The 22,886-nt window shown below is 54.5% G+C and carries 20 protein-coding genes; 8 read left to right on the plus strand and 12 right to left on the minus strand.

Translation table 11 applies throughout. The features are described 5' to 3' along the window. Positions 1–216: 216 nt before the first annotated feature. Genes JL719_RS21475 through JL719_RS21500 form a run of 6 tightly spaced genes read left to right on the plus strand, consistent with a single transcriptional unit; the run spans position 217 to position 7,933 of the window. Positions 217–1,854 (plus strand): ASKHA domain-containing protein, encoded by a 1,638-nt coding sequence (locus JL719_RS21475; RefSeq protein WP_033157717.1) that lies wholly within the window; start codon positions 217–219, stop codon positions 1,852–1,854. Then, a complete protein-coding gene (locus JL719_RS21480) occupies positions 1,854–2,519 on the plus strand; it encodes a cobalamin B12-binding domain-containing protein (RefSeq protein WP_033157716.1) in 666 nt (221 codons plus the stop codon). The genes JL719_RS21475 and JL719_RS21480 overlap by 1 nt, the downstream gene beginning before the upstream one ends. Further along, the gene (locus JL719_RS21485; RefSeq protein WP_033157715.1) at positions 2,516–3,544 is read left to right on the plus strand and encodes a uroporphyrinogen decarboxylase family protein; all 1,029 of its coding nucleotides are present in this window, start codon (positions 2,516–2,518) and stop codon (positions 3,542–3,544) included. Before JL719_RS21480 ends, JL719_RS21485 begins: the two co-directional genes overlap by 4 nt. Beyond that, positions 3,541–4,161 (plus strand): DUF1638 domain-containing protein, encoded by a 621-nt coding sequence (locus JL719_RS21490; RefSeq protein WP_033157714.1) that lies wholly within the window; start codon positions 3,541–3,543, stop codon positions 4,159–4,161. The genes JL719_RS21485 and JL719_RS21490 overlap by 4 nt, the downstream gene beginning before the upstream one ends. Then, a complete protein-coding gene (locus JL719_RS21495) occupies positions 4,158–5,810 on the plus strand; it encodes a sensor histidine kinase (RefSeq protein WP_051670152.1) in 1,653 nt (550 codons plus the stop codon). Before JL719_RS21490 ends, JL719_RS21495 begins: the two co-directional genes overlap by 4 nt. Then, on the plus strand, positions 5,807–7,933 hold the full coding sequence (locus JL719_RS21500; RefSeq protein ID WP_033157713.1) for an EAL domain-containing response regulator: 2,127 nt from the start codon (positions 5,807–5,809) through the stop codon (positions 7,931–7,933). Before JL719_RS21495 ends, JL719_RS21500 begins: the two co-directional genes overlap by 4 nt. On the opposite strand, the gene JL719_RS21505 is transcribed toward JL719_RS21500, so the two are convergent. The 6 genes from JL719_RS21505 to JL719_RS21530 form a co-directional block, all read right to left on the minus strand. After that, positions 7,934–8,446 carry a hypothetical protein gene (locus JL719_RS21505; RefSeq protein ID WP_033157712.1) on the minus strand — a complete coding sequence of 171 codons (513 nt, stop codon included), beginning with the start codon at positions 8,444–8,446 and terminating at the stop codon, positions 7,934–7,936. A 30-nt stretch (positions 8,447–8,476) separates the two neighbouring features. Beyond that, positions 8,477–8,896: a phosphate-starvation-inducible protein PsiE gene (locus JL719_RS21510; protein ID WP_033157857.1), complete on the minus strand. Its 420-nt coding sequence runs from the start codon at positions 8,894–8,896 to the stop codon at positions 8,477–8,479. 9 nt (positions 8,897–8,905) lie between these two features. Further along, the gene (locus tag JL719_RS21515) at positions 8,906–9,937 is read right to left on the minus strand and encodes an urease accessory protein UreH domain-containing protein (RefSeq protein WP_033157711.1); all 1,032 of its coding nucleotides are present in this window, start codon (positions 9,935–9,937) and stop codon (positions 8,906–8,908) included. A gap of 31 nt (positions 9,938–9,968) precedes the next feature. Beyond that, positions 9,969–11,828 carry a multicopper oxidase family protein gene (locus tag JL719_RS21520; RefSeq protein WP_033157710.1) on the minus strand — a complete coding sequence of 620 codons (1,860 nt, stop codon included), beginning with the start codon at positions 11,826–11,828 and terminating at the stop codon, positions 9,969–9,971. A gap of 102 nt (positions 11,829–11,930) precedes the next feature. Continuing rightward, a complete protein-coding gene (locus tag JL719_RS21525) occupies positions 11,931–12,857 on the minus strand; it encodes a sulfite exporter TauE/SafE family protein (protein WP_033157709.1) in 927 nt (308 codons plus the stop codon). Positions 12,858–12,870: 13 nt separating this feature from the next. Next, the gene (locus JL719_RS21530) at positions 12,871–13,563 is read right to left on the minus strand and encodes an MBL fold metallo-hydrolase (protein WP_033157708.1); all 693 of its coding nucleotides are present in this window, start codon (positions 13,561–13,563) and stop codon (positions 12,871–12,873) included. Positions 13,564–13,860: 297 nt separating this feature from the next. Between JL719_RS21530 and JL719_RS21535 the strand changes: the two genes are divergently transcribed. Further along, on the plus strand, positions 13,861–15,216 hold the full coding sequence (locus JL719_RS21535) for a sigma-54 interaction domain-containing protein (protein ID WP_033157707.1): 1,356 nt from the start codon (positions 13,861–13,863) through the stop codon (positions 15,214–15,216). Here the strand turns inward: JL719_RS21535 and JL719_RS21540 are convergent. Genes JL719_RS21540 through JL719_RS21550 form a run of 3 tightly spaced genes read right to left on the minus strand, consistent with a single transcriptional unit; the run spans position 15,211 to position 18,198 of the window. Beyond that, positions 15,211–16,017: a F0F1 ATP synthase subunit gamma gene (locus JL719_RS21540; protein ID WP_033157706.1), complete on the minus strand. Its 807-nt coding sequence runs from the start codon at positions 16,015–16,017 to the stop codon at positions 15,211–15,213. The genes JL719_RS21535 and JL719_RS21540 overlap by 6 nt on opposite strands. Continuing rightward, complete coding sequence (locus JL719_RS21545) at positions 16,014–17,483, minus strand: F0F1 ATP synthase subunit alpha (protein WP_051670150.1); 1,470 nt, start codon at positions 17,481–17,483, stop codon at positions 16,014–16,016. The genes JL719_RS21540 and JL719_RS21545 overlap by 4 nt, the downstream gene beginning before the upstream one ends. Further along, on the minus strand, positions 17,443–18,198 hold the full coding sequence (locus tag JL719_RS21550; protein WP_084153350.1) for a F0F1 ATP synthase subunit delta: 756 nt from the start codon (positions 18,196–18,198) through the stop codon (positions 17,443–17,445). The genes JL719_RS21545 and JL719_RS21550 overlap by 41 nt, the downstream gene beginning before the upstream one ends. A 266-nt stretch (positions 18,199–18,464) precedes the next feature. On the opposite strand from JL719_RS21550, the gene JL719_RS21555 reads away from it, so the two are divergent. Then, positions 18,465–20,573 (plus strand): acyltransferase family protein, encoded by a 2,109-nt coding sequence (locus JL719_RS21555; protein WP_033157705.1) that lies wholly within the window; start codon positions 18,465–18,467, stop codon positions 20,571–20,573. A 34-nt stretch (positions 20,574–20,607) separates the two neighbouring features. Here JL719_RS21555 and JL719_RS21560 read toward each other — a convergent pair whose 3' ends face one another. The 3 genes from JL719_RS21560 to JL719_RS21570 all read right to left on the minus strand — a co-directional run bounded on the left by JL719_RS21560 (position 20,608) and on the right by JL719_RS21570 (position 22,757). Further along, a complete protein-coding gene (locus tag JL719_RS21560; RefSeq protein ID WP_020483596.1) occupies positions 20,608–20,874 on the minus strand; it encodes a F0F1 ATP synthase subunit C in 267 nt (88 codons plus the stop codon). Between the two features lie 2 nt (positions 20,875–20,876). Next, complete coding sequence (locus tag JL719_RS21565; RefSeq protein ID WP_033157704.1) at positions 20,877–21,566, minus strand: F0F1 ATP synthase subunit A; 690 nt, start codon at positions 21,564–21,566, stop codon at positions 20,877–20,879. Positions 21,567–21,677: 111 nt separating this feature from the next. Then, entirely contained in the window at positions 21,678–22,757 is a 1,080-nt protein-coding gene (locus JL719_RS21570) for a lytic transglycosylase domain-containing protein (RefSeq protein ID WP_033157703.1), read from the minus strand. Positions 22,758–22,886 lie beyond the last annotated feature (129 nt).

Consider the following 22,886-nt stretch of genomic DNA (forward strand, 5'->3'; position numbering starts at 1 on the left):
CCGCATATCACGGAGTTTATGCCGTAAAAGCCAATCTGATAAAGACAAATCGCTTACGCCACAAGATTGGATCAGCGAAACCACCAATACACACTAAAATAAAAGGGGAAAACCACTGGCTGTTTTGCCCATGCCGAATAGATCAAACCCCATCATGCCAGGCCTCAACGAAAGCGAAAGCGCAATTGCTACTACTCCTACAGGTTTCCATCGCCTATGACCATCATCCCTCCCGATACCGGACTGCCGGCACACCCAGCTGGCGATATGCTGGCAACGGTCGGCAGTAACGATCAGACGTTACGCATACTGCTCAAATCCGATCTGTCGGTACGCCAAGTCCTCGACACCACCGATTTGCGCGTACGCGCTGCCTGCGGCGGTTTGGGCACCTGTGGCGCGTGTCTGATTCAAACCGTCGACGGCGAATTTAACCCACCGACGCTGGCGGAACGGCAAAAGCTGCTTCCTGAAGATTTGGCTGGCGGCATACGTTTAGCCTGCCAGTTGCGGGCACGCAGCGACTGCACGCTTTATCTGGACAATCCGGCGCCGCATTCCGCCTGGAAAAGTCTGGACCCCACCCCGCTTTATCAAGCCCACGCTAATCCTACCGTTTCCGAGTATGTCTACGGGGTGGCGGTAGACCTGGGGACAACACACATCCGCCTATCGTTGTGGAATCGGCAATCCGGCCGACGCATCGGCACCCGTTACAGCATCAATCCACAAGTCGCGCATGGCGCGGACATTCTGACCCGGCTGGATGCCGAGCGTCTGGACGATCAAGATTGCCGACGCATAGGCCGGGAAGCGCGCGCGGCCATCATCGACGGCATACGCGACATTCTCAGCCGCGATATGGGCGAAATAACGCCGATACTGGCGGAACTGGGCAAAGTATTAATAGTGGGCAATACCGCGATGTTGACGCTGATTTGCGGCAATAGCGGCGACAGCCTCTACCAGCCCGAGAACTGGCAAAGCCCTATCGCCTGTCTGCCCGTCGATGTCGATGCCTGGCGGCAGACATGGCGCACGCCGCATGCCGACATCGACATCGCCCAACCGCTGGCTGGTTTTATTGGTTCGGATTTACTGGCCGACCTGCTCGCTACCGGCATTACTGAACAATCGCAACCGATGCTGTTGGCCGACTTCGGCACTAATACCGAAATCGCCGTGTGGGACGGCAGCAACCTGTGGGTCAGTTCCGTGCCGGGCGGCCCCGCTTTCGAAGGCGTAGGTATGCGCAACGGTTTAACCGCAGAAGCCGGCGCGATTTGCAAAGTGTCGGCAAGCGGCTTACGGACGATAGGAGATGTCCAGGCGCGCGGCTACTGCGCCAGCGGCTTCATTGATGCCATTGCCTTGCTACTGGACCAAAAGCATCTGAAACCGTCCGGACGCTTCGCCGAACCGCTGTCCGAACAAGGCTTTTTATTGCAAACCAACATGCCCAAAAGTGCCATTTTTGCGAGCGACATCGATATTTTCCAGCGTGCCAAGGCATCGACAGCCGCTGCCATGTCACAATTGATGTCGTACGCAGGCTTGGCAATAAGCGATTTGAATCGTCTGTGGATTTGCGGAAGTTTTGGTCAACATTTGGACCTAAACAGCGGGTTTCGGGTTGGCTTACTGCCTCCTATACCCCCCGAACGGGTCAGCCTGCTGACCAATGCCAGTCTGGCCGGCTGCGAACAACTGCTGTTGAATCCGGCCGGGCCAAGTCTGTTAAACAATATTGTGCAACGGGCGCGCGTGGTCAATCTTGGCGGGGTTTTCGAATATGAAAACCGCTTTATCGACAATTTACGCTTGCAGCCCATGTCCATCGAGGAATTCGAATAATGCTCGACGCTTATATTCAATCCTATAACCAGGCGGTATTCGAAACCGATAAGCCGGCCGCCCTGGAGGTCGTCAATCACGCCTTAAACGACGGATTCAGCCCCGAGGATATCGTCTTCAAATTAGTCATCCCGGCCATCGAGTTGATGATGACCTTAATCGAAAAAGATCCGGACGCCAATCTGGCCCAGCATTTCATGACCGCGCAAATTGCGGCCGACGTCACCGAAAAAATGCTGGAGAAGTTCAGTAAACCCCCGGAAATGATAGGACGGGTCGTCATCGGCGCAGCTTACGGTGACCTGCATTCCCTGGGCAAACGGATCGTCAGCGGCTGCTTGAAATCACTGATGGTGGATGTGGTCGATCTGGGCACCAACGTCACAGCCGAAAAATTCGTCGATACCGCGGTATCCGAGAGCGCCCAAGTCATCGCGGTATCCGCAATGATGGTCCACACCGCCACCAGCGCAAAAGGCAGTCTGGGCGTGCGCAGTTTGTTACAGGAGCGTGGCCTGGAACAGCAAATCAAACTGGCGGTAGGCGGCGCTCCCTACCGTTTCGATCCTGAGTTGTACACCAAGGTCGGCGCGGATGCCTGGGCGCCGGATGGCGTCACCGCGGCCAAAGTCATTGTCGATCTGATTCGCGAGGTCAAGCCATGACACCTTTGGAAATCCTCACCGCAGCGATGACCGGCAGCCCCGCGCCGCGCGTTCCGGTTTTTTGCAATCTGCCCGATCACGGCGCACGGGAATTGGGCATGCCTGCCAAGCAATACTTCAGCAAGGGCGAATATGTGGCCGACGGCCAATTACGCCTGTTGCGGCGCTACGGCTACGACAACATCTGGAGCCTGCATTATGTCGGCAAAGAAGCGGAATTGCTGGGTTGCCGGGAAATCCTGTTTGCCGACGACGGTGCGCCGAATGTCGCTGACTTCGTCATCAAAAATCTGGACGACATTGCCAAACTCGAAATTCCCACCGACATTACACTTCACCCAGCCTGGCAATCGGTTTCCGACTGTCTAAAGATTTTGCAAAGTGAAGTCGGCACTACACATCCGACTTGCGCCTACGTCACGGCCTCGACCACGTTACCGGCCATCTTGATGGGTATGGATAAATGGATGGAGTTATTCCTGCTGGGTCCTTTTGATGTCCGCGACGAACTGCTGCGCAAATGCTCGGATTTCTGCCAGCAGGAATTCGCCGCCTTACGGGCCTTGGGCGCCAATGTATTGATTTACTCCACGCCATTTGGCTCGCCCTACTTCGTCAGCCGCAAGCAAATTGAGCAAACAGTACTGCCCTGGATGCGCCGCGACTTGCTGCCGGGCGGTAGTGAAGGCCTAGTTTATTACTGCGGCATGGCGGCTTTTAACGATGTGATCGATTTGGTTTTCGATGAACTTCACATCAAAATTCACCACATCAGCCCACTCGCCGACTTAGCCGAAGCCAAACGCCTGATCGGTAATCGCGGCCTGACCTGCGGGGTCATCGACGATATAAAAATGATTCACTGGAGCGTCGAGCAAACCCGCGCCGAAGTGCAGCGTATTGTCGAAATCGGCAAAACCGGCGGCCATTTTTTGTTCGGTAACGGCGTCATGCCAATGGCCGTGCCCGAGGCCAACATTCGGACCATGGTCGATGCAGCATTCGAATACGGGAGACTGCCATGAAAACCTTCGCGATACATCCGGAAAATCAAACTCCGCTGACCATGGTGGGCTGCGGCATTTTGCGTAAGGAAGTGGACGGACTAATCGCGAAAAATCACTGGAACGTGCATACCCATTATCTGGATTCAGCCTTGCACAATTACCTGAATCGTTTGTCGACCGAGCTGAATCAGGCGCTGGAAGAACGCGAGAAACTCGGTGAAAAAACCGTGGTGTTTTACGGCGGCTGCCACCCGTTGATGGAAAAATATCTGGAGGGCCACCACACTTGCCGCACCCACGGCCAAAACTGTATCGTCATGCTGCTCGGCTACGAGTTATTCATGCAGGAACTGGAAAAAGGCGCGTATTTTTTACTGGAAGACTGGGCCTTGACCTGGGAACCCATGATCACCGCCTGCTTCGGCGCAAACATGACGGTGATCAGGGAGATATTTCACAGTAGTCATAAATATATTCTGGCGCTGCGTACCCCGTGTAACGGCGATTTCAGCGCCGCCGCCGAAACCGCTGCGCGCTTCGTGGATTTGCCGCTGGCATGGATGGATGTCAGCCTGAAGCATTTGGAAACCGTTTTGGCGGATGCCATTCAACGCCGGCTTGCTGCGGAACAATGACCCAAGCGCCCTCCCATCAAGAGCTGCAGGACCAAATCAAGCAATTGGAAACCCGCGTCCGCAAACTTTCGGAAGAAAAAGCCAATCTGTATCTGATCCTGCACATGCTGGAGTTGTTAAACCCCATCGCCGGCGTCGAAGGATTGTTAGAGAGCTTAATGACTGCTTTGTGCGGCAGTTTGGGCGGCAGTAATGTCGAAATTTATTATCTGGACGCGGGGGCAATCCATTACGCCAATTTAGCCGGCGAACGCCAAATTATTGATCATATCGACGATCCCTTAATCAACGAAGTTTTTCAGCAGCGCCGCTTTGTCGAACAAGCCACGGATTCTGAGCACACGCTACTGCGCGGCATGACGCCGGCTATTGCCTGCACCTGGGTCATGCCCTTGCAGGTGGGCAAAGAATTAATCGGTGCCATCAAAATGACCGATATGTTGGGCTCCGCGCAAATGCGCGATTATCTATCGCCGTTTTTCTCGCACATGGCGCTGATATTGAGCAATGAAATCAAAACCCGCATCGCGGAAAGCGCGAACCAGGCCAAAAGTAATTTCCTGGCCACCATGTCGCACGAAATCCGCACCCCGTTGAACGGTATCTTGGGAATGGCGCAACTGCTGAGTCTACCTGACTGCGACCCAAGCAAGCATCAAGAATGCGCCCGCACTATCCTCGCATCCGGACAGACTCTATTAACCCTGTTAAACGATGTGTTGGATTTGTCCAAAATCGAAGCCAATCGGCTGGAGCTGGTTTACTCTGCCGCGCAGCCTCGGCAAATCATCACCGAAGTCCAGTCGCTGTTCGGGGAAAGCGCACATCAGAAAAACCTGCAAATCGAAACCGTCTGGCTCGGCCCAAGCGAGCAATGCTATCTACTGGATCAAATCAGAGTCAGGCAAATGCTGTCAAATCTGGTCAGCAATGCCATCAAATTTACTAATCAAGGCGCGATCAAAATCCAGGTAATAGAGTTGCATCGGCAAGGTTCGCAAGCACAACTGGAATTTTCCGTGTCCGATCAAGGCATCGGCATTGCCGCCGACCAACAGAGCCTGCTTTTCAAACCCTTTACCCAAATCGACGCCAGTTCGACGCGGCGTTACGCCGGCACCGGCTTGGGCTTATCCATCGTGCAACGCTTTGCCGGGCTGATGCAGGGCGAAGCCGGCGTGGAGAGTAGTCCGGGCAGGGGCGCCCGGTTCTGGTTCAGAATTCGCTGCGACCTGGTTGACTGTCAACTGCATAACCACAATTCCACTCAACAGCGCTTACCCGTCCCTTGCGCGGAGCTGTATTCCGCTGCAGTCAATGCCGAACATTATCGAGATGCGCCAGCCCATCCGGAACAACCCTTCTTTGCGGCAGCCGACCCGGCAATCAGTGCGGAAGACATCGCCTTGCTCCACCACAACCAAGAATTACGGCCGCTAATGGACGAACTCGATAACTTATTGGCCAAAAACATGTTCCATGCCATTAATCACGTTAAAGCATTGCAAAATTTACTGCGCGCTAGTGCGCTAGAACCACGGTTTTCCGAAATAGCTCAGTCGGTTAACGAAATGAAATTCGACCAGGCACGCCAGCAGTTGCGGCAGCTTTATTCAGCCTTGGGTTGGAATGGAGTACAAACCGAATGAACAGCAAACAATTGAAAATTCTCGCCATCGACGACACCCCCGCCAACCTGGCCTTGTTGGGTTTGGCATTGCAGGACGATTATCAAATTCAAATCGCCACCTCCGGCGCTAAAGGCTTGGAACTGGCGCTGGATGAGCCGCCTGATCTGATTCTGCTCGACATCATGATGCCGGATATGGACGGCTACGAAACCTGTCGGCGGATCAAGGCCAGTCCGCTGTTGAAAGACATTCCGATTGTGTTCGTGACCGCTTTGAACGAAATTCAAGCCGAGGCCTTGGGCTTTTCTTTGGGCGCCGCGGACTATTTGACCAAACCCATCAGCATCGAAATCGCCCGCTTGCGGATTCGCAATCTGTTGCAACGCGAACAATTTCGCCAAGAACTGCAACGCCGCGAGGCTGGGCAACGCCTGGCGGCCAGTGTATTTGCCCACACTCACGACAGCGTCGTCATTACCGACAGCGAGAACCGCATCATTGATGTCAATGCGGCTTTTAGTCGAATTACCGGCTACGCGCGCGAGGAAGTGCTGGGTAAAAATCCCAGTATTCTCAAATCCGGCCGGCAATCCGCGGAATTTTACAAAGCCATATGGCAAGCACTGAACGCACACGATCATTGGAGTGGCGAACTCTGGAACCGCAATAAAAAAGGCGAGGTTTTTGCTGCGCTGACCTCGATTTCGGTAGTGCGGGACGACGACGGCAAAATTCATCATTACATCGGTTTGTCGGCCGACATTACCCCGCTGAAGAACCATGAATACGATCTGGAACGCATCGCCCATTTTGATCCGCTGACCGGCATCCCCAACCGCGTATTACTGGCAGACCGCCTAGCCCAAGCGCTGGCCCACACACACCGCGCCGGCAACCATATGGCGGTATGCTATCTGGATCTCGACGGTTTTAAGCCGGTCAACGACCAATTCGGCCACGAAGCGGGGGATCAGTTACTGATAGAAATTTCCCTACGCATCCGCGACTGCCTCAGAGCCGGCGATACCGTCGCCCGCATCGGCGGCGACGAATTTGTGCTGCTCTTGCTGGACTTTAACGACACCCGCGAATGCGAGGCGGTATTGGAGCGCATGCTCTGCAAAGTCGCGGAACCGTTGAGCATAGATGATAACCAGGTCTGCGTATCGGCCAGCGTGGGCCTTACCCTATACCCTGATGACCTGACAAGCGCGGACACGCTGCTGCGGCATGCCGACCAAGCCATGTATGTCGCCAAACAGCGCGGCAAAAATCGCTACCACCTGTTTGATCAGGAACTGGACAGAATAGCGCTGGTCCGCGGCGAGACCTTAACGCAAATCGAATCCGCGCTGCTCAATAACCAGTTCGAATTGTATTTCCAACCCAAGGTCAATATGCGCCTGGGTAAAGTGCTGGGTGCGGAGGCTTTGATTCGCTGGCGGCATCCCGAGCGCGGCTTATTGTCGCCTGCGGCGTTTTTACCCGACATAGAAGGCACCGAACTGGTCATCGCCCTGGGCAATTGGGTATTGGCCCGCGCCCTGGACCACCTGCAAACGTGGCAAGACATGGGCTTGAACATTGCCATCAGCATCAATATCGCCCCGCGCCACTTACTGCACCAGGATTTCGTCGACACCTTGAAAACCGGCTTTGCCGCGCATCCGCAACTGCGCCCCCACTGCCTGGAACTGGAGATATTGGAAACAGCCGCACTGGAAGACATTGGCCGCGTCACCGCCGTAATGAAGGAATGCCAAAAACTGGGCGTCGGCTTTGCGTTGGACGATTTCGGCACCGGCTATTCGTCACTGACCTACCTTAAAGCCTTGCCGGCCGACACCTTAAAAATCGACCAATCCTTTATTCGCGACATTCTCGGCGACCCGGAAGATCTGGCCATCGTCGCCGGCATTATCAATCTCACCGCCGCCTTTCATCGGCAAGTAATAGCCGAAGGCGTCGAAACCGATGAACATGGCTTGCTATTGCTGAAACTGGGCTGCGATAACGCCCAGGGCTACGGCATTGCGCGGCCGATGCCTGCTGCAGATTTGCCCGCCTGGATCAGCCACTGGCATCCTAATCGAGAGTGGTTGGAAAAATCACGTCCCCAAGCCGGAGCCGCCGAAAAGTAACTATGGCTGATGACCACCATGATGCATAGCATGTCCACCGGGCACAGCATGGCGAGCGTGGTCGCTGAGTTGGGCATCGAAATAGCTGTGCACTGCCTCAATCAGCTGCTTATCTTCACTCCGATACTCTATCTCGGCACCGTTCGGCAATTCCCGATAGGCAAAACTGACTTTCCCGGCTGCCGACGCCAAGGCGTTTAGCCCCGGCATGTCATCCCCATGAATGCGCCGCGGCCCTGAAAAATCGCCAGCCGCAAAATGTGTAGCCAGTTGCGACAGATGACTGCGCACTAAGCCAATTTGTTGGCTGTCAGCGGCATCCTTAGCGATCACTTGTTGAATACCGCCGGTATCAGTCTTATTGAAAATATGCAGGGTTTTTTCCAGTGCAAACGGCATGACATGGCTGCCGCGCTCTTGCACTTCGTCCAAGCGCGATGGATCGACAGGTGGGATGGCCTGGACAGTAGGAACCGTTAACACCAACGCCGTAATCAGTAATGATTTGTTCATCTTAATCTTCCTTTATCTGTAACTGCCGGTTCAGGTATCGTCACTTGGCTTGCGAATAATCACGGTCGACAAGGCCAACAACAAAATGCCGCCGGACACCAGCAAAATGCCCATATCGGCCTGATGATGGGCTTGAATATCCGCGATCAACAATCTAGCCAGCGCGGTGATGGCAATGTAAATCAGACAACGCACTGGCATTAAGTTAGTTTTGAAATAGATGCCGACCATCGCACCCAATTCCAAATAAATAAACAACAGCAAAATGTCACCAATGGTGGCGTGGCCTTGCAGCATCATGCCGCCGTATGCCACCACCGCCGACCAGACAATACTGGCACCAATGACAAACAAGGCCAAATAATGAAACACTTCTATCAGCAAATTGCCTATTTCGTCCGCCAGCAATTTGGCCTGCTCGTTCAATTGTCTGAAACGCTGAATATCCAACACTTTACCTCACTGAACAGGCTGAGTATGAGCCGGCATTGCTACGGGCATCTGGCCTGCCTGGATGATTTTGAAACCGCGCTGCGCCATCATCACGCCCATCGCGATCACCAATATTGCGGAAACCTTTACCAGCTGGCGCATGAAAACCTGCGACAACAAGCTGGCGAAGAACCCAAACCCCAATAACGGCGCTAAAGTACCGAGACCAAACCAGAACAGCATCGACGCGCCCTGTAGCGGGTCGCCGCTGCCGGCGGCCATCACATACATAGCCTGTAACGGCCCACAGCCCAGCAAAAAACCGGTCAACAAGCCGGTACGCAACGCACTGCGCGGTTTGCGCATTTCATCGGCAAGCTGGCGATTGACAGCCTTGGGCATACGCAAGGTAAAGCGGCGCAAGATGGCAAAGACGTTGAGCATCTTCAGACCGTACAGCAACAGAAACAAGCTTGCCACCAAAGCCAGTCCGCCGCGCATTGGCGGGGTAATCGCAATAGTGGCGCCCAACAAGCCAAAGCCGGCGCCGAGTGCGCTGTAAGACAAGGTCTTGCCGATGGCGTAACTAAAATGCGCCAGCAGCTGGCGGGACTTGGTTTGACGGGGATCGGTGTAACCCACCACAAAACCACCGCACATACCGATACAATGAAAACCGGTGAGAAAACCGATACCCAACAATACCGCTTGGTCCATGTGCGGTGATATTTGTTGCATCACGCCGGGCATCAGACTCTTACCCCAGAACGTCACGCCGCCGACCGCCAGCAATAACAACAGAAAAATCAACAGGCCTTTCAGCTTCCCTGCGGCAGGCCGCGGCGTCAGTGCCACACCGTAACCCTTGGCACGAATGGCTTGGTCTATCGCCGCTTCGTCGGCAAGCTGGTCGTCGAATTGCACATCCACCGTCGCGCGCGCATAGCTGACATCCAGCGTTATCACACCCGGCAAATCGGCCAGCGCTAGGCGAATGGTGTCTTCACAACCAGGGCAATGCATGCCTTCGACTGTTAAATGCCTGTTGATTATCGTCATATCCCGCTCCCCGACAATTGGCGCTTTCCGGTTAGACCACCAGGAAATCGCGCATCATGCCCATATCTTCATGTTCCAGGTTATGGCAGTGGTACATGAATAAACCTTTAAAATCCTGGAAGGGCTTGATGATTTTGACCCGCTCGCCCGGCATCACCAACACCGTGTCTTTCCAGCCGCCTTCGATAAAACCCTCTTTAACCGTGGCGTAATCTGCGCTTTCGTTATTGGCGATGGTTCGGCTGAGGATTTGAAAATATTGGCCGTGCAAATGAATCGGATGGGCCATGGACATCATCATACCCATTCCGCCTCCCATACCGCTCATACCGCCCATGCCGCCCATCTGATGCCCACCGGCTTCTGCGTTATCGCCGCCGTGGCGCATGCCCATCATACCCATGCGCCGGTGCTCACCTTCGCCCTGGTTGTTATCACCATGCCGCATACCACCCATCATGCCCATACCGCCCATTTTGTGGGAACCGGCATCGGCCTTCTCGGCACTGCTGTGCTCGCCACCGGCTTTATCGCCGTGTCCGCCACCGCCATGCGCATGAAAAATTTCCAGCAATTGCACGGTATTTACGGGAATGCGCTCGCTCGGCAAAATATCGTTATAAGCATAAGGCCGGCCATTTAAAACCATGCGCATCGGCCCTTCCGAAATAGCGATGGGCACCGGTTTACCGGGATTGGCTGTGTCGTTTACGCTGTAATGGTTAATTTTCGCCAGGCTGTTAGGTAATTTCGGACTATCACTTTGCTGCCGGGTGACTTTCACCGTAAAAATCGGATAGTCGCTACCCACCGGTATGGCGCTAGCATGCATACCCATGCCGCCACCCATACGGCCATGATCGCCTTGACCACCGCCCATCATCCGTTCGGCCATGCCCGGCAATACGCCGGAAAAAGAACGGCTGCGCAACACCAACTGAGAGCCAACTTTACGCCCGCTGAAATCCGCCCAAATATCCAAACGCTCGCCGGGGGCCAGCATCACGTAAGGTTTATTGACCGGTGCTTCCAACAAACCGCCATCGGTGCCGATGACGGTGATAGGCGATTTGTCGTCCCAAGCCAGTTTGTAGATGCGCGCCGTTGAGCCGTTGAGGACGCGGAAACGATACGCTCGACTGGCGACGTCGAGCTGAAAATTGGCCAGACCGTTCACTAAAATCCGGTCGCCGTAAAAACCCATCATTCTGTCGTGCATGGCATGCACATATTGCAATTGATTATTCGCGTCGAACTTGCGGTCCTGAATCACGATCGGCACTTCGTATTCGCCGCCGGGCAGTTCCAGGCGCCGTTCTTCCTCGTCGTTAACCAAAATCGCACCCGCCAAACCGTGATAAACCTGCTTGGCTGTGGTGTTGTGCGGATGCGGATGGTAAATATTCATGCTGGCACGATTAAGCATTTCAAATTCGTACACAAACACTTGGCCGCTGTCTATCGTGTACAGCGGATGCCCGTCCACTTCCGCAGGTACATGCAAACCATGCCAGTGGGTAATACTCGGTTCGTTAAGCTGATTATGCAGATTGATTCTGATCTTTTGGCCCTTTTCGAAGCGCAGTATCGGCCCCAAATAAGAGCCGGGAATTTCCGCTAAAGTCTGCGCCGGTCCCTTCACCAACTTGGCAAAATATTGCTGCACGCGCGTGGGCTGGCCGGGCAAAATAGCCACCGCGTTTGGTTTGCAGATCAAGTCCAATTCAACGTCCGGGTGAAAATTGGCCGAGGCTTTGCGCGGCGGCATCGTCGGCATCTCGGCCATGTTTTCCATCGCTCTCAGCCATGCGGGCGCCGCAGCCCACGCCATTAATCCCGCTCCACTTTGTGCAAAAAAGCGCCGACGTGACGTATTGATTGAATAAGACATATACCCTCCTCAAACGATTTTTTATAGTTATACGCCAGGCGGTTGGCACCGGATGGCGGAATCAACGGCGTAGCACAACCGTCAATATTAGTCTAGCCTAATTCAAAGGTGATGGCGGGGCGACATTGGCAACGCTTCTCTGCGCGGCGTAGTGCTATGAATGCGGTTGCCTATCAAACCGAGCGCCAACAAGGCGGCCAATCCTGCCAAGCCTCGTCGCCAGGCACGTTCGTCATCCTGCCACAGCTCTAACGATGCCCATAGTTGCCAGCTCAGCGCGTTAAACAATACATAAACCGCCACCAGTATCACGAACCAACCAAACCCGCGGCGTAACGCGGTCGCGCTGATGAAGTTGGATAACCAGCCACCCAGAAAACTGCCCATTACCGCACCCACCGTCACCAGCGCCATCAACGGAATATCCAGTTGGGCGTGATTCGCGTAGCCGCTCAAGCCGGCGCTAGCGTTCATGACAATAACCAGTAACGACGTACCGATAGCCGCCGGCATCGGCAAACCCACCAGCAAGGTCAATGCCGGCACAATCAAAAATCCGCCACCGACCCCCACCAAGCCGGTCAGCCCACCGACCAAAACCCCGTCGAACAACAATCGCAATACCGGTGTTTGTAAAGGACACATCGGTAACGTCTGCTCAACAGCCGGCTGGCTTGGCGTTTTCTTGAAAATCATCGCCAGACCCGTCAACAATGTAATCGCGCCAAAAAACACCATGAGCCAGTCCCCGGAAAAATGGCCGGCCAAGCGGCCACCGCCGAATGCGCCGAGCATCCCGGCCAAACCGAATACCAGCGCGCTTTTCCAGCAGACATGGCCGCGCCGCGCATGCGGGATCAACGCCATCAGGCTGGAGACACCCACCACCACAAATGAGGTGACGATCGCGGTCTTGGGCGGTACATGCAGCACGTAAACCAGCATCGGCACCGTCAAAATCGAACCGCCGCCGCCCAACAAGCCCAACAGCAGGCCGATACAGATTGCCAAGATTAGCGTCAGGATCATCGGCTAACTCCGCCTATTCGGCCGGCGTCCCACAGGACTGATTGGCCGGCAGCGCCTGATCAATGAACTTGGGATACGCCAGCTTCAACTCGCTCATGATGCCGATAAACTCGGCGCGAGTGCGCCCCTGGCCCAAGCGGGTGTTTTTTGCCATTTCCTGTTTGATGGTTGACACGGTATTACCCTGGTAATCATGCCCCGGATACACCAGCGTATCAGGCGGTAATGTGAATAACTTGCCGGTGATGCTGTCATACAGCTGGCCGGCATCGCCTTGCTGGAAATCGGTGCGCCCGCTACCGCCGATCAACAAGGCATCGCCGGTAAACACCCGATCAGCCATCACATAACTGACGCAACCGCCGGTATGGCCGGGGGTATGCCGCACCTGAATATCCAGATCGCCCACTTGCAATAACACCCCGTCGGTGACCAGCAAATCGGCACACAGCGCGCCGGCATCCCGATGCACCACGCTCTTGCTGCCAAGTTTTTCCCGCAACAAACCGGCGCCGGTGATGTGGTCGGCGTGCACATGGGTTTCGAATGTGTAAATCAGCTTGAGGTTCAGGCTTTGCAGCAAATCGATATAAATCGGCAGCTCCGACGCCACCGGATCAATCAGGCAGGCACGACGGCTGCGTTCGCATCCCAACAAATAACTGTAGGTGGAGGTTTCTTTTTCGAAGAGTTGTCTGAAAATCATGACCCGCCTCATTAAGCGCAAAGTAAAAAGAATATAAGTGCTGTATATCAATACTCGTGCCAGTTTACCGGGAGTATTTATATCCTCACCGCCTACAAAACCAGCTCTTCGCAACATGAGCCAAATAGAGATATACCCTTGTTTTAACTGATTATTTTAGTTTTCTTATCTTAAAGAATTAAGTCGATAGGTTTGATGAAGCGACCTCGCGATGGCCAAGCTTGGCGTTTCAATATGAAATATTGAAACGATGCTGATACACTTGAAACATCACTGAAACAAAACGAGCTTGAACGCATGGCATCTTCTTCCCCCCTATTCAAACGCTGGCTCGGCCAAATCGGCGCCGATCAAGTCGTAGAAGTGTTGACCGATTTATTCGAAAGCGGCGCAGCCTTTATCGTAGACAGCAATAGCGACATTTTGCTGTGGAGCAAAGGCGCCGAACAATTGTTCGGCCTGAACGCAACCGAGACCGTAGGCAAGCCTTGCAAAACCGCGCTGAATTGCGACAGCGGCAACGATCCCTGCAACCTGGCCGAACTCGGCATCGTCAAGTCGCAAGAGGTGCGGATACATCGCCCGGATGGCCGGACGCTGAATTGTTATCGAACCGCGCGCGCCTTCTACGACAACAACGGCGGCTTCGCCGGGGCGATTGAATTTCTGCAACCGCAAAGCGACACAGCGCCCGAGCAAAAACCGGACGACAGCGACAGCTTTCACGGCATTCTGTCGCGCGACCCGGCCATGAAAGAGGCCATCAAAATCATCCGCAACGTCGCCGAAACTGAGGCCACCGTGTTAATCCGCGGCGAATCCGGCACCGGTAAAGAGATGGTGGCGCATGCCTTGCACCTGGAAAGCCCTAGGCACTATCAGCCGTTTTTGGCGATCAACTGCGCGGCCTTGACCCCCAGCCTGTTGGAAAGCGAATTGTTCGGCCACGTCAAAGGCGCATTTACCGGCGCGGTGCGTAATCATGCCGGCTTGTTTCAACGTGCCAACGGCGGTACTTTATTTTTGGACGAAATAGCGGAGTTGCCGCTGGAGCTGCAAGCCAAGTTGCTGCGGGTGATACAGGAACGTAATTTCACCCCAGTGGGCGGCGATAGCGCGGTCAGCGTGGATGTGCGGATTATTGCCGCCACGCATAGATCGTTGCGCGAAGAGGTTAAGGCCGGGCGGTTTCGAGAAGATTTGATGTATCGCTTACGGGTAGTGCCGATCTTTCTGCCACCGCTACGCGAACGTCGCCAGGACATCAGCCTGTTGCTGCAACACCTGATAGACCGGCATAACACCCAAGGCCATCGCCATATCGACCGCATCGCGCCGGAAGCGATGCGCCTGTTGCTGGATTACCGCTGGCCGGGTAATGTCCGGGAACTGAATAATGTCGTCGAATACGCCTATGCGGTAGGCCGCGGCAGCGAACTCGGCATAGGCGATTTGCCACCCGAGTTTCGTGAGCCGCTTAGACCGGCAGCAACGCTTGACCAGCATCTTGCACCGCGCCCAAAAAGTCAAAACGAAGCGGAATTGATCCGCGAAGCCTTGGAAAATAACCCGGACAATCTGGAACAGGCCGCGCAATTTGCAGGGATGAGCCGGGCGACTTTTTGGCGAAAACGTAAGAAATATGGCTTATAAGCCGGCAGCGGTGCCATGCCGCCCCACCATCAACTCGATTTCCTCGACGATTTCTTCCTGGCGCAGCCGGTTGCGTTGCCGTTGTAATTCTTCGCCGCCTCGCTCCAGATGCCGCAACGCGGTTTCCATCTGCATCAGCCGCATGTGGTTTTCGACCCGAATAGAGCGTAACAATAAGGCCAGCAAGGTATGAAACAGATAATGTTCGGCAACGCCTTGAGCCACTTCCGCTGCCGGCGCGAAAGTCAGCGGCGGGTTTAGCCGGGCGTGGCTGGCCACATTCGCCAGAGGCCAAAGACGTTGGCTGCGCGCCCCTTGTTCGTCACGAATACAAGCTATCAGTCCAAATTCGACGCCGCGCAGCTCTGCCACCGCCGCCAGAATACTATCTATCGCTGCCGGCGCATCCAGACCACCTTCGGCACCGCGCAGCCGTTGCAATGCGGCGCGTTCCTCAACCATTGAGTGCAGGCGTTCGCCAAGCAGAATCAGAGGGCCCTGCTGATCAGCATTTTGCTGCCAGTAACGGATCACGTCTTCGTTAAAGCTGCCGCAAAAGCCGCGCACGGAACCGAATAACAGCCAGATGTCTTTCGCGGGCGCGCTTAAAGCCGGCTCCGGCAAGCTGTCGGCTAAATCGGCCAAGGCCGTTTCCAGCGACTGCACGACTTGTTGTTGCGCGGCTTCACGCTTACCCACTTTCCGCAGCTCGGCCAAGGCAAAACTGCGCATGGCGCCGAGAATGCCGGACAAATCGTCGAACAAGGCTAAGCGCGCCTCGACTTCCCGGCGCTGGCTCATGTTTTATCCGCCAAGAGTTGCCGCAACACTGACAACCATTGCTTTTTCGGCGAATCCAAACTCAACGTATCCGGCAATTTTGCCAGTAGCCCGGCCAATACGCCGGCCGCCTGTTCCGGTTTGAGGTTTTCCAGCAAACCCTCGCCATAGGCCAGCAACCAGGCCAGATGCGCGCGTTCGGACAAAGGTTGCAGCCGGTCCTGTTTCAATATTTCCCGAAGCAAACGGCCGCGTTGCAGCTTTTCCTCGACACCGGCTTCCAAACGGGTGCCGAAGCGGGCGAACAACTCTAGTTCCAAAAACTGCAAATAATCCAAGCGGATATGCGCGGAAGCGGTTTTGATGGCCGGATGCTGGGCCTTGCCGCCAATACGCGACACCGAACGGCCAATGTCGACGGCCGGCAGCATGCCCGCCGCGAACAGCTTGCTCTCCAGATAAATCTGGCCGTCGGTGATCGAAATCAAGTTGGTGGGGATATACGCCGACAGCTCGCCCTGGCGGGTTTCGATAATCGGCAAGGCGGTCATGCTGCCGCCGCCATAGGCCGAAGACAACACGGTGGAGCGCTCCAGCAGCCGGGAATGCAGATAAAAAATATCGCCCGGATAGGCTTCCCGGCCTGGCGGCCGTTGCAATAGCAGCGATAGCTCGCGATAGGACTGAGCGTGGCGCGTCAAATCGTCGTAGACCACCAAGGTGTCACGGCCCATGCGCATCCAGTGCTCGGCAATCGCGCAGCCGGCAAAGGGCGCCAGATAGCGAAAACCCGGTAAAGCGTTGGCCTCAGCGACCACCACCACGGTATAGGCCAGCGCGTCGGCCTGACGCAGCGCTTCTAGGGTACCGGCGACGGAAGAACGCGGCTGGCCGATCAACACCATCACGCACAATACGTTGCGACCGCGTTGGTTCAGCACAGCATCCAGGGCCAGCGCGCTTTTGCCGATGCCGTCGTCGCCGATGATCAACTGGCGCTGGCCCTTACCGATGGGAATCAGCGTATCGACGATCTTACAGCCGGTGTATAAAGGTTCGGAGACGAAATCGCGCTCGATGATGGGCGGCGCGGCAGCTTCCAATGAGCGAAACTGGCGCAATTCCGGCGGCGGTAAACCGTCCAGTGGACTGCCAAGCGGATCGACCACCCGTCCCAATAAAGCATCGCCCACACCCACTTCTAACTTACGGCCGATATGTTGCACCGCCATGCCGGCGGTGACGCCACGGTTTTGCGACAACAGAATCGCTCCCAACACTTCCCGGCCCAACTGAAACACCAAGCCGGTGCTGCCGTCGTCGAAACCGATTAGTTCGTCCAGCCGCGCCGTCGGCAAGCCGCGGATCCAGGCGATGCCATCGCCGATGCCGGCCACACAGCCGCGCTCGGATAAGCGCAAGCCGAATTGGTAGGGTTTAACCGACTCAACCATGATTGGCTTGGCGCCGGAAAAACGCCAATTCATCGGCCAGATTGGCGTGCAATTGGCATTCGCCGACTATGGCGCGCAGCCCGGCAATCAAGGCCGAGTCTTCCTTGAAGGTGATTTGCAAGGTTTGTCCAGCAGCAGTCGACAAGGCCTCCGTCACTCGCGCTTGATCGGCTTCGCTCAAGGGGTGCGCGCTAAGCACCTCGACCGCAGAAGCGGCAATCAGCATCGCCCCCGCTTTGCGCAGTGCAGTTTGTTCGCTATCCGGCATGTTAAGCAGATCCTGCAAAAATACCTCGACAATAGTCTGCGTCAATTGCGGCGAAGCCAATCGTTGCAATATAGCCGCGGCCTGCCCGTAAGCAGCGCCCGCCGCTTCCCTTACCAAAGCCGCTTCTCTTCCCGCAATCAGCGTCTGGTTGCGGACGCGCAATTTAGCTTCTTCGTCCGCCAGGTTTTGTTTCAAATTCTCTGTCGCGGTATTGCGCAACTGCGCTAATTCCTCCTCTAGTTGCCGGCGACTGGTCTCCTGTTCTTGATTCCAAGCGGCTAATCGTTGTTCGTATTGTTGACGCAGGGCTTCCGCTTGGTTGCGCAATTTTGCGGCCTGCTCGGTTTCGTCTTTGATGCGCTGCTGCCGGGCATCCAGCATGGCCAGTACCGGCCGGTACAGAAAGCGTTGCAGTATCCACACCAGGACCAGAAAGTTGAGGATTTCCAGGATGAAGGTTGTCCAGTCGAATTGCATCATGGATGGGTAACCCGTTTTGTTGGATATGAACTTGCGGCGTTGTTCCGAAAATACCGCCGATTTTTGGTTTCTCCGCTATCTTAAACCCCGCAATGGTTTCGATGCCTGAAAATTTAGCCTGCGTAGTTTGCCGTTTAGGCACGTCTTGAGGCTCGAATACTTACGGCTTAGAATACGGCCCGCCTTTCCAGGCTAGAGCCTGCCCGACCGCCTGGGCCAGAGCAGATAAGCCGGGAAACCCGAACCCACTTAGCTTTTTTTACCCTATGACCTCTTTGCAAGAACATCTGTCACACCCAAAGTATCGTCCGGATATTGACGGCTTGAGAGCCATTGCCGTGCTCTCGGTTATCGCCTTTCATGCCTTTCCCAGCAGTTTGCAAGGCGGTTTTATAGGTGTAGACATCTTCTTTGTGATTTCTGGTTATCTGATTTCGACCATCATTTTTCAGAACCTGGAAAAGGGTACTTTCAGCTTCACCGAGTTTTATGCCCGCCGGGTTAAGCGGATCTTCCCGGCACTGATTCTGGTGTTAGTCGCCTGTTACGTCTTCGGTTGGTTCGCGCTGTTTGCCGACGAGTACAAGCAGTTGAGCAAGCATATTGCCGCCGGCGCGGGATTCGTTTCCAACATTGTGTTGTGGAGCGAGGCCGGCTATTTCGACAACTCCGGCGAGACTAAACCCTTGCTGCATCTTTGGAGCTTGGGCATTGAGGAACAGTTTTACATCGTCTGGCCCTTGTTGCTTTGGTTTGCCTGGGAGCGGAACTTCAATCTGTTGACCATTACGGTTCTGATTGCCGTCGTCTCTTTCGGCCTGAATATCACAGGCGTCATCGCCCATCCTGTCGCGACGTTTTACTCGCCGCAAACCCGGTTTTGGGAACTGTTATGCGGTAGTTTGCTGGCCTGGATGACGCTCTACAAGAAGGACTCGTTCTCTGCTATCAAGCTCAAGCTCGACGGCTGGCTGGCTGGCGCGGTTTATCGAAACTCTCACGCCGCCGACGGCAAAACTCTGGCCAACGCGCTTTCCATTCTGGGCATACTGCTGCTGGCCTTCGGTTTTTTCATCATCAATAAAGATCTCAATTTCCCTGGCCGATGGGCGGTAATCCCGATGTTGGCTGCGGTCATGATCATATCGGCTGGACCAAATGCCTGGGTTAATCGCATCGTCTTATCCCACCCGCTGGCGGTCTGGTTCGGCTTGATCAGTTTTCCATTGTATTTGTGGCACTGGCCTTTGCTGTCTTTTGCGCAAATCATCGAGACCGACGTACCCAGTATGAATATTCGCGCCATTGCGGTGTTGCTGGCCGTGGCATTGGCTTGGCTGACCTACATACTGATTGAAAAACCGATACGTTTGGGCAGTCAAAGCAGAACCAAGACTGCGGTACTGCTGCTGCTGATGCTGGGTATCGGCTATGTCGGTTACGCCTCATATTCCCGGGATGGCCTGGAGTTTCGTAAAGCCGATGCGCAGACTAAAACCAAAATGTATGCCGACGTAAACGGCACAGTGCTCTACAACACACCGGAGGACTGGGTCGATGAGCGCTGTAAGACGGTATTGGAGGGGGCCAGTTACAATTATTTGATGTGCCGCTTTACCACCGCCACCCCAAAAATGCTGGTGGTCGGCGATAGTCACGCCGCGCAATTTGTCTACGACTCCATTTCCAAGGGCTCGAACGATCTGGCATTGGTCGGTGTCAATGGCTGCCTGCCATTCATCGATCTGGTGAGCATTAATCCGACGGAAGAATTTGCCGAAAAATCGACAAGATGCCGGGTAGTCGTTCCTATCGTGCTAAAGCTGCTGAAGGAATTCCCGTCAATTCAGCGCGTGGTGTTTGCGACCAGAGGCGCGATGTACATTGAAGGTTTTGGCTTCGGCAATACTGATTCTAAAAACCTCTATCGGATTATTAAAAGCCCGGATGATGTATTGACGGAAAATTACAATCAATTTGTTTCCGGCTATGTCGCAACCATCAATGAGATTTTAAAGCTGGGCAAAGCGGTGGTTTTTATTGAAGACGTACCGGAGATTGGTATAAGCGCTAAAAACTGTGTGGACGAGCGCCCACTGCGTATTACAGACAAAGCGCTGCCCGAGTGCGATGTGTCCAGAAAGTCTTTTGAAGAACGCAATATAAACTACAGACGCGCGGTCGATGCTATCAATGCCGCCACGCATAAGCGGATTAAGATTTTTCCCGCCTACGAATATTTATGCGATGAATCGACTTGCGGCGGCATGCACGATGACATGTCTTATTTTTACGATGACGATCATCTTTCCATGCGCGGCAGTAAATTTATTTTCGACAAATTTACCGAATGGTTGGACAAAGAGTCCAAGTAAACGATTGGAGCGTCATATAGCAATCTGCGTTGAGTTATTTTAAAAAATATTCAAGCAGCGGATTTCTAAACAACACAATCAGGGCCACCACCAAACAATAAATCGCCAAAGACTCTATCATCGCCAAACCAATAAATAAGGTTCGGGTGATGGTTTTCTCGGCTTCCGGCTGGCGGGCCAGGGCTTCCAGCGCGGCGGCGATGGCTTTACCCATTGCCAGAGCCGGCAGCATCGTGCCTAGGGCGATCACCAAACCGGCCACGCCGGTGGAAATCATGCTGAATAAATGGATGTCGTTCATGGCTATTCCTCGGGCATGGCGGATGTATCGGATTCGGCAGGTTCCAACGCACCGGCGATGTAAATCAGCGCCAGCATACCAAAGATATAGGCCTGTACCACCGCTTCGATTACATGCAGCATCAATAATGGCACCGGCACCAGAAAGCCGGCAATCAACAACACCAGCAAGGCCGCCATTTCCAGACTCATGATATTGCCGAATAGGCGGATTGCTAAAGCCAGGGTGCGGGTAAATTCGCTGATGATGTGAAACGGTAACAGGATGATACTGGGTTCGGCGTAATGGCGAAAATGTTTTCGCCAGCCGCGATCACGAATCCCGAACCAGTGAGTAGACCCAAACACCAGTACCGCCAAGGCGGCGGTAGCGGACAAGTCGCGGGTGGGCGCATGCAGTTCCGGAATTAAACCCACCAGATTAGCCACCAACACAAACAGCCACAAGCTGGCCACGAACGGCAGCACCCGCCGTACCGATGCCGCCGGTAACACTTCGGCAATCGCGCCTTCTATCGCCACGACCACGGCTTCGAGCAAATTTCGCAATGAAGATGGCTGACGGCTGAAGCGCAGCAACAAGACTAACACCACAAAACCCAGAATCACGCCCCAGGTAGTCACGACCGTGTTACTGATCGGCAGTGGGCCGAGTTGAAAAACAGTATCGGCTGCCGACTCGGCGTTATTCATGTCCGCACCTCGAATTAAACAAACAGAACAGCAATGTAGGTTGGGCTTCATTGCGTTCAGCCTAGCCTACCCTTTACGACAGCCTCGCTGGAATAAGCTTTAAGCGCTGATTTATTCAACGGCCAAGTATTGACCGGGAGCCAACGGACTTTCGTAGCGGACGCCTTCCCGGAAAAACTGCTCGGGGTTGGAAGCAATTTCGCGGGCGGCCAGGAATTGCGCATAGTAGTTGCGAGAGGCAAACCCGAAGGCTGGGCCGTCATAAGAGTCTACGATACGCACGAAGTCGCTGCCGACTTGGTTTTGTGCACGCTTCATCCCGCCGATGCCGTGGTTGTATGAAGTTACCGCCGCCGGCCAGTCGCCAAGCTTACCGTAAGCGTAACTCAGGTAACGGGCCGCGCCGTTGGCGGACACGAAAGGGTCGTAGCGCTGATCGACGCGATCACCGCCGGGCATGAAGGTTTTGGCGGCAGCCTTGGTAAATTGCCACATACCGACCGCGCCGGCGGAGGATTTGGCGGACGGTTGAAACGAGGATTCTACGTGCGGCAGATAAGCCAAGTCCTCAGGCAAACCGGCGTCGCGGAAGGTTTTTCTAAACTGCAAATCATAGCGGCCGCTGATCTCCAAGCCGCGTTTAAAACGCTCGCGAGTACCGCGTTGCGAACGCAATCTGTCGCTAAGTCCAGGCAACACGCTATTAAGCGATCTGCCGTTATTTTCCAGTTTGGCGATCAATTGCCGGTCGTTGGCATTCAACGCCGCGCCATAACGCACTTTACTTTCCAATTCCGCCAATTGTGCTTTCCAATACTCGCGGCGCTGGCTGATCATGTCTTTTTGCTCAGTTGTCAGGCCTTCCGCGACATAGCCTGGTAAGGTCATCACCTCGTAGACGACATCCAAATAACGGTCGTCATGAAACGCCACTTCGGAACGCTGCCAGACCGCATAGGTTTTTCGCCAGAAATCCACGGCCGGCTCCAACGCCGCCGGTTTTGGGAAAGTCCCTGTATAAAACGCCGGTTTATAGGGTGCCGGCTGGGGTTGATAATACGGTCGCTGTTGCACGATATTCGGCCTGACCGAAGCCATTTTCTCTCGCTTTACCGGCGAACTGCTGGTGCAAGCATTTAATAAAAATAAGGCTAATAAGGGAAGAGTTAAACGCAGCAAGGGTGGTTTCATTTTAGTCTGGTTATTGAGTGCAACGTTGATCGATGTAAAGTTTGCTACGCCGAAGAGCCGTAAAATATTCCTCGTGTATTTTCAATAAATAATAGCGCTCATTTCGAATTTTCGTGAAGAATAAATCCG

It is taken from the genome of Methylomonas sp. LW13 (assembly GCF_016865255.1).
GTDB lineage: Bacteria > Pseudomonadota > Gammaproteobacteria > Methylococcales > Methylomonadaceae > Methylomonas.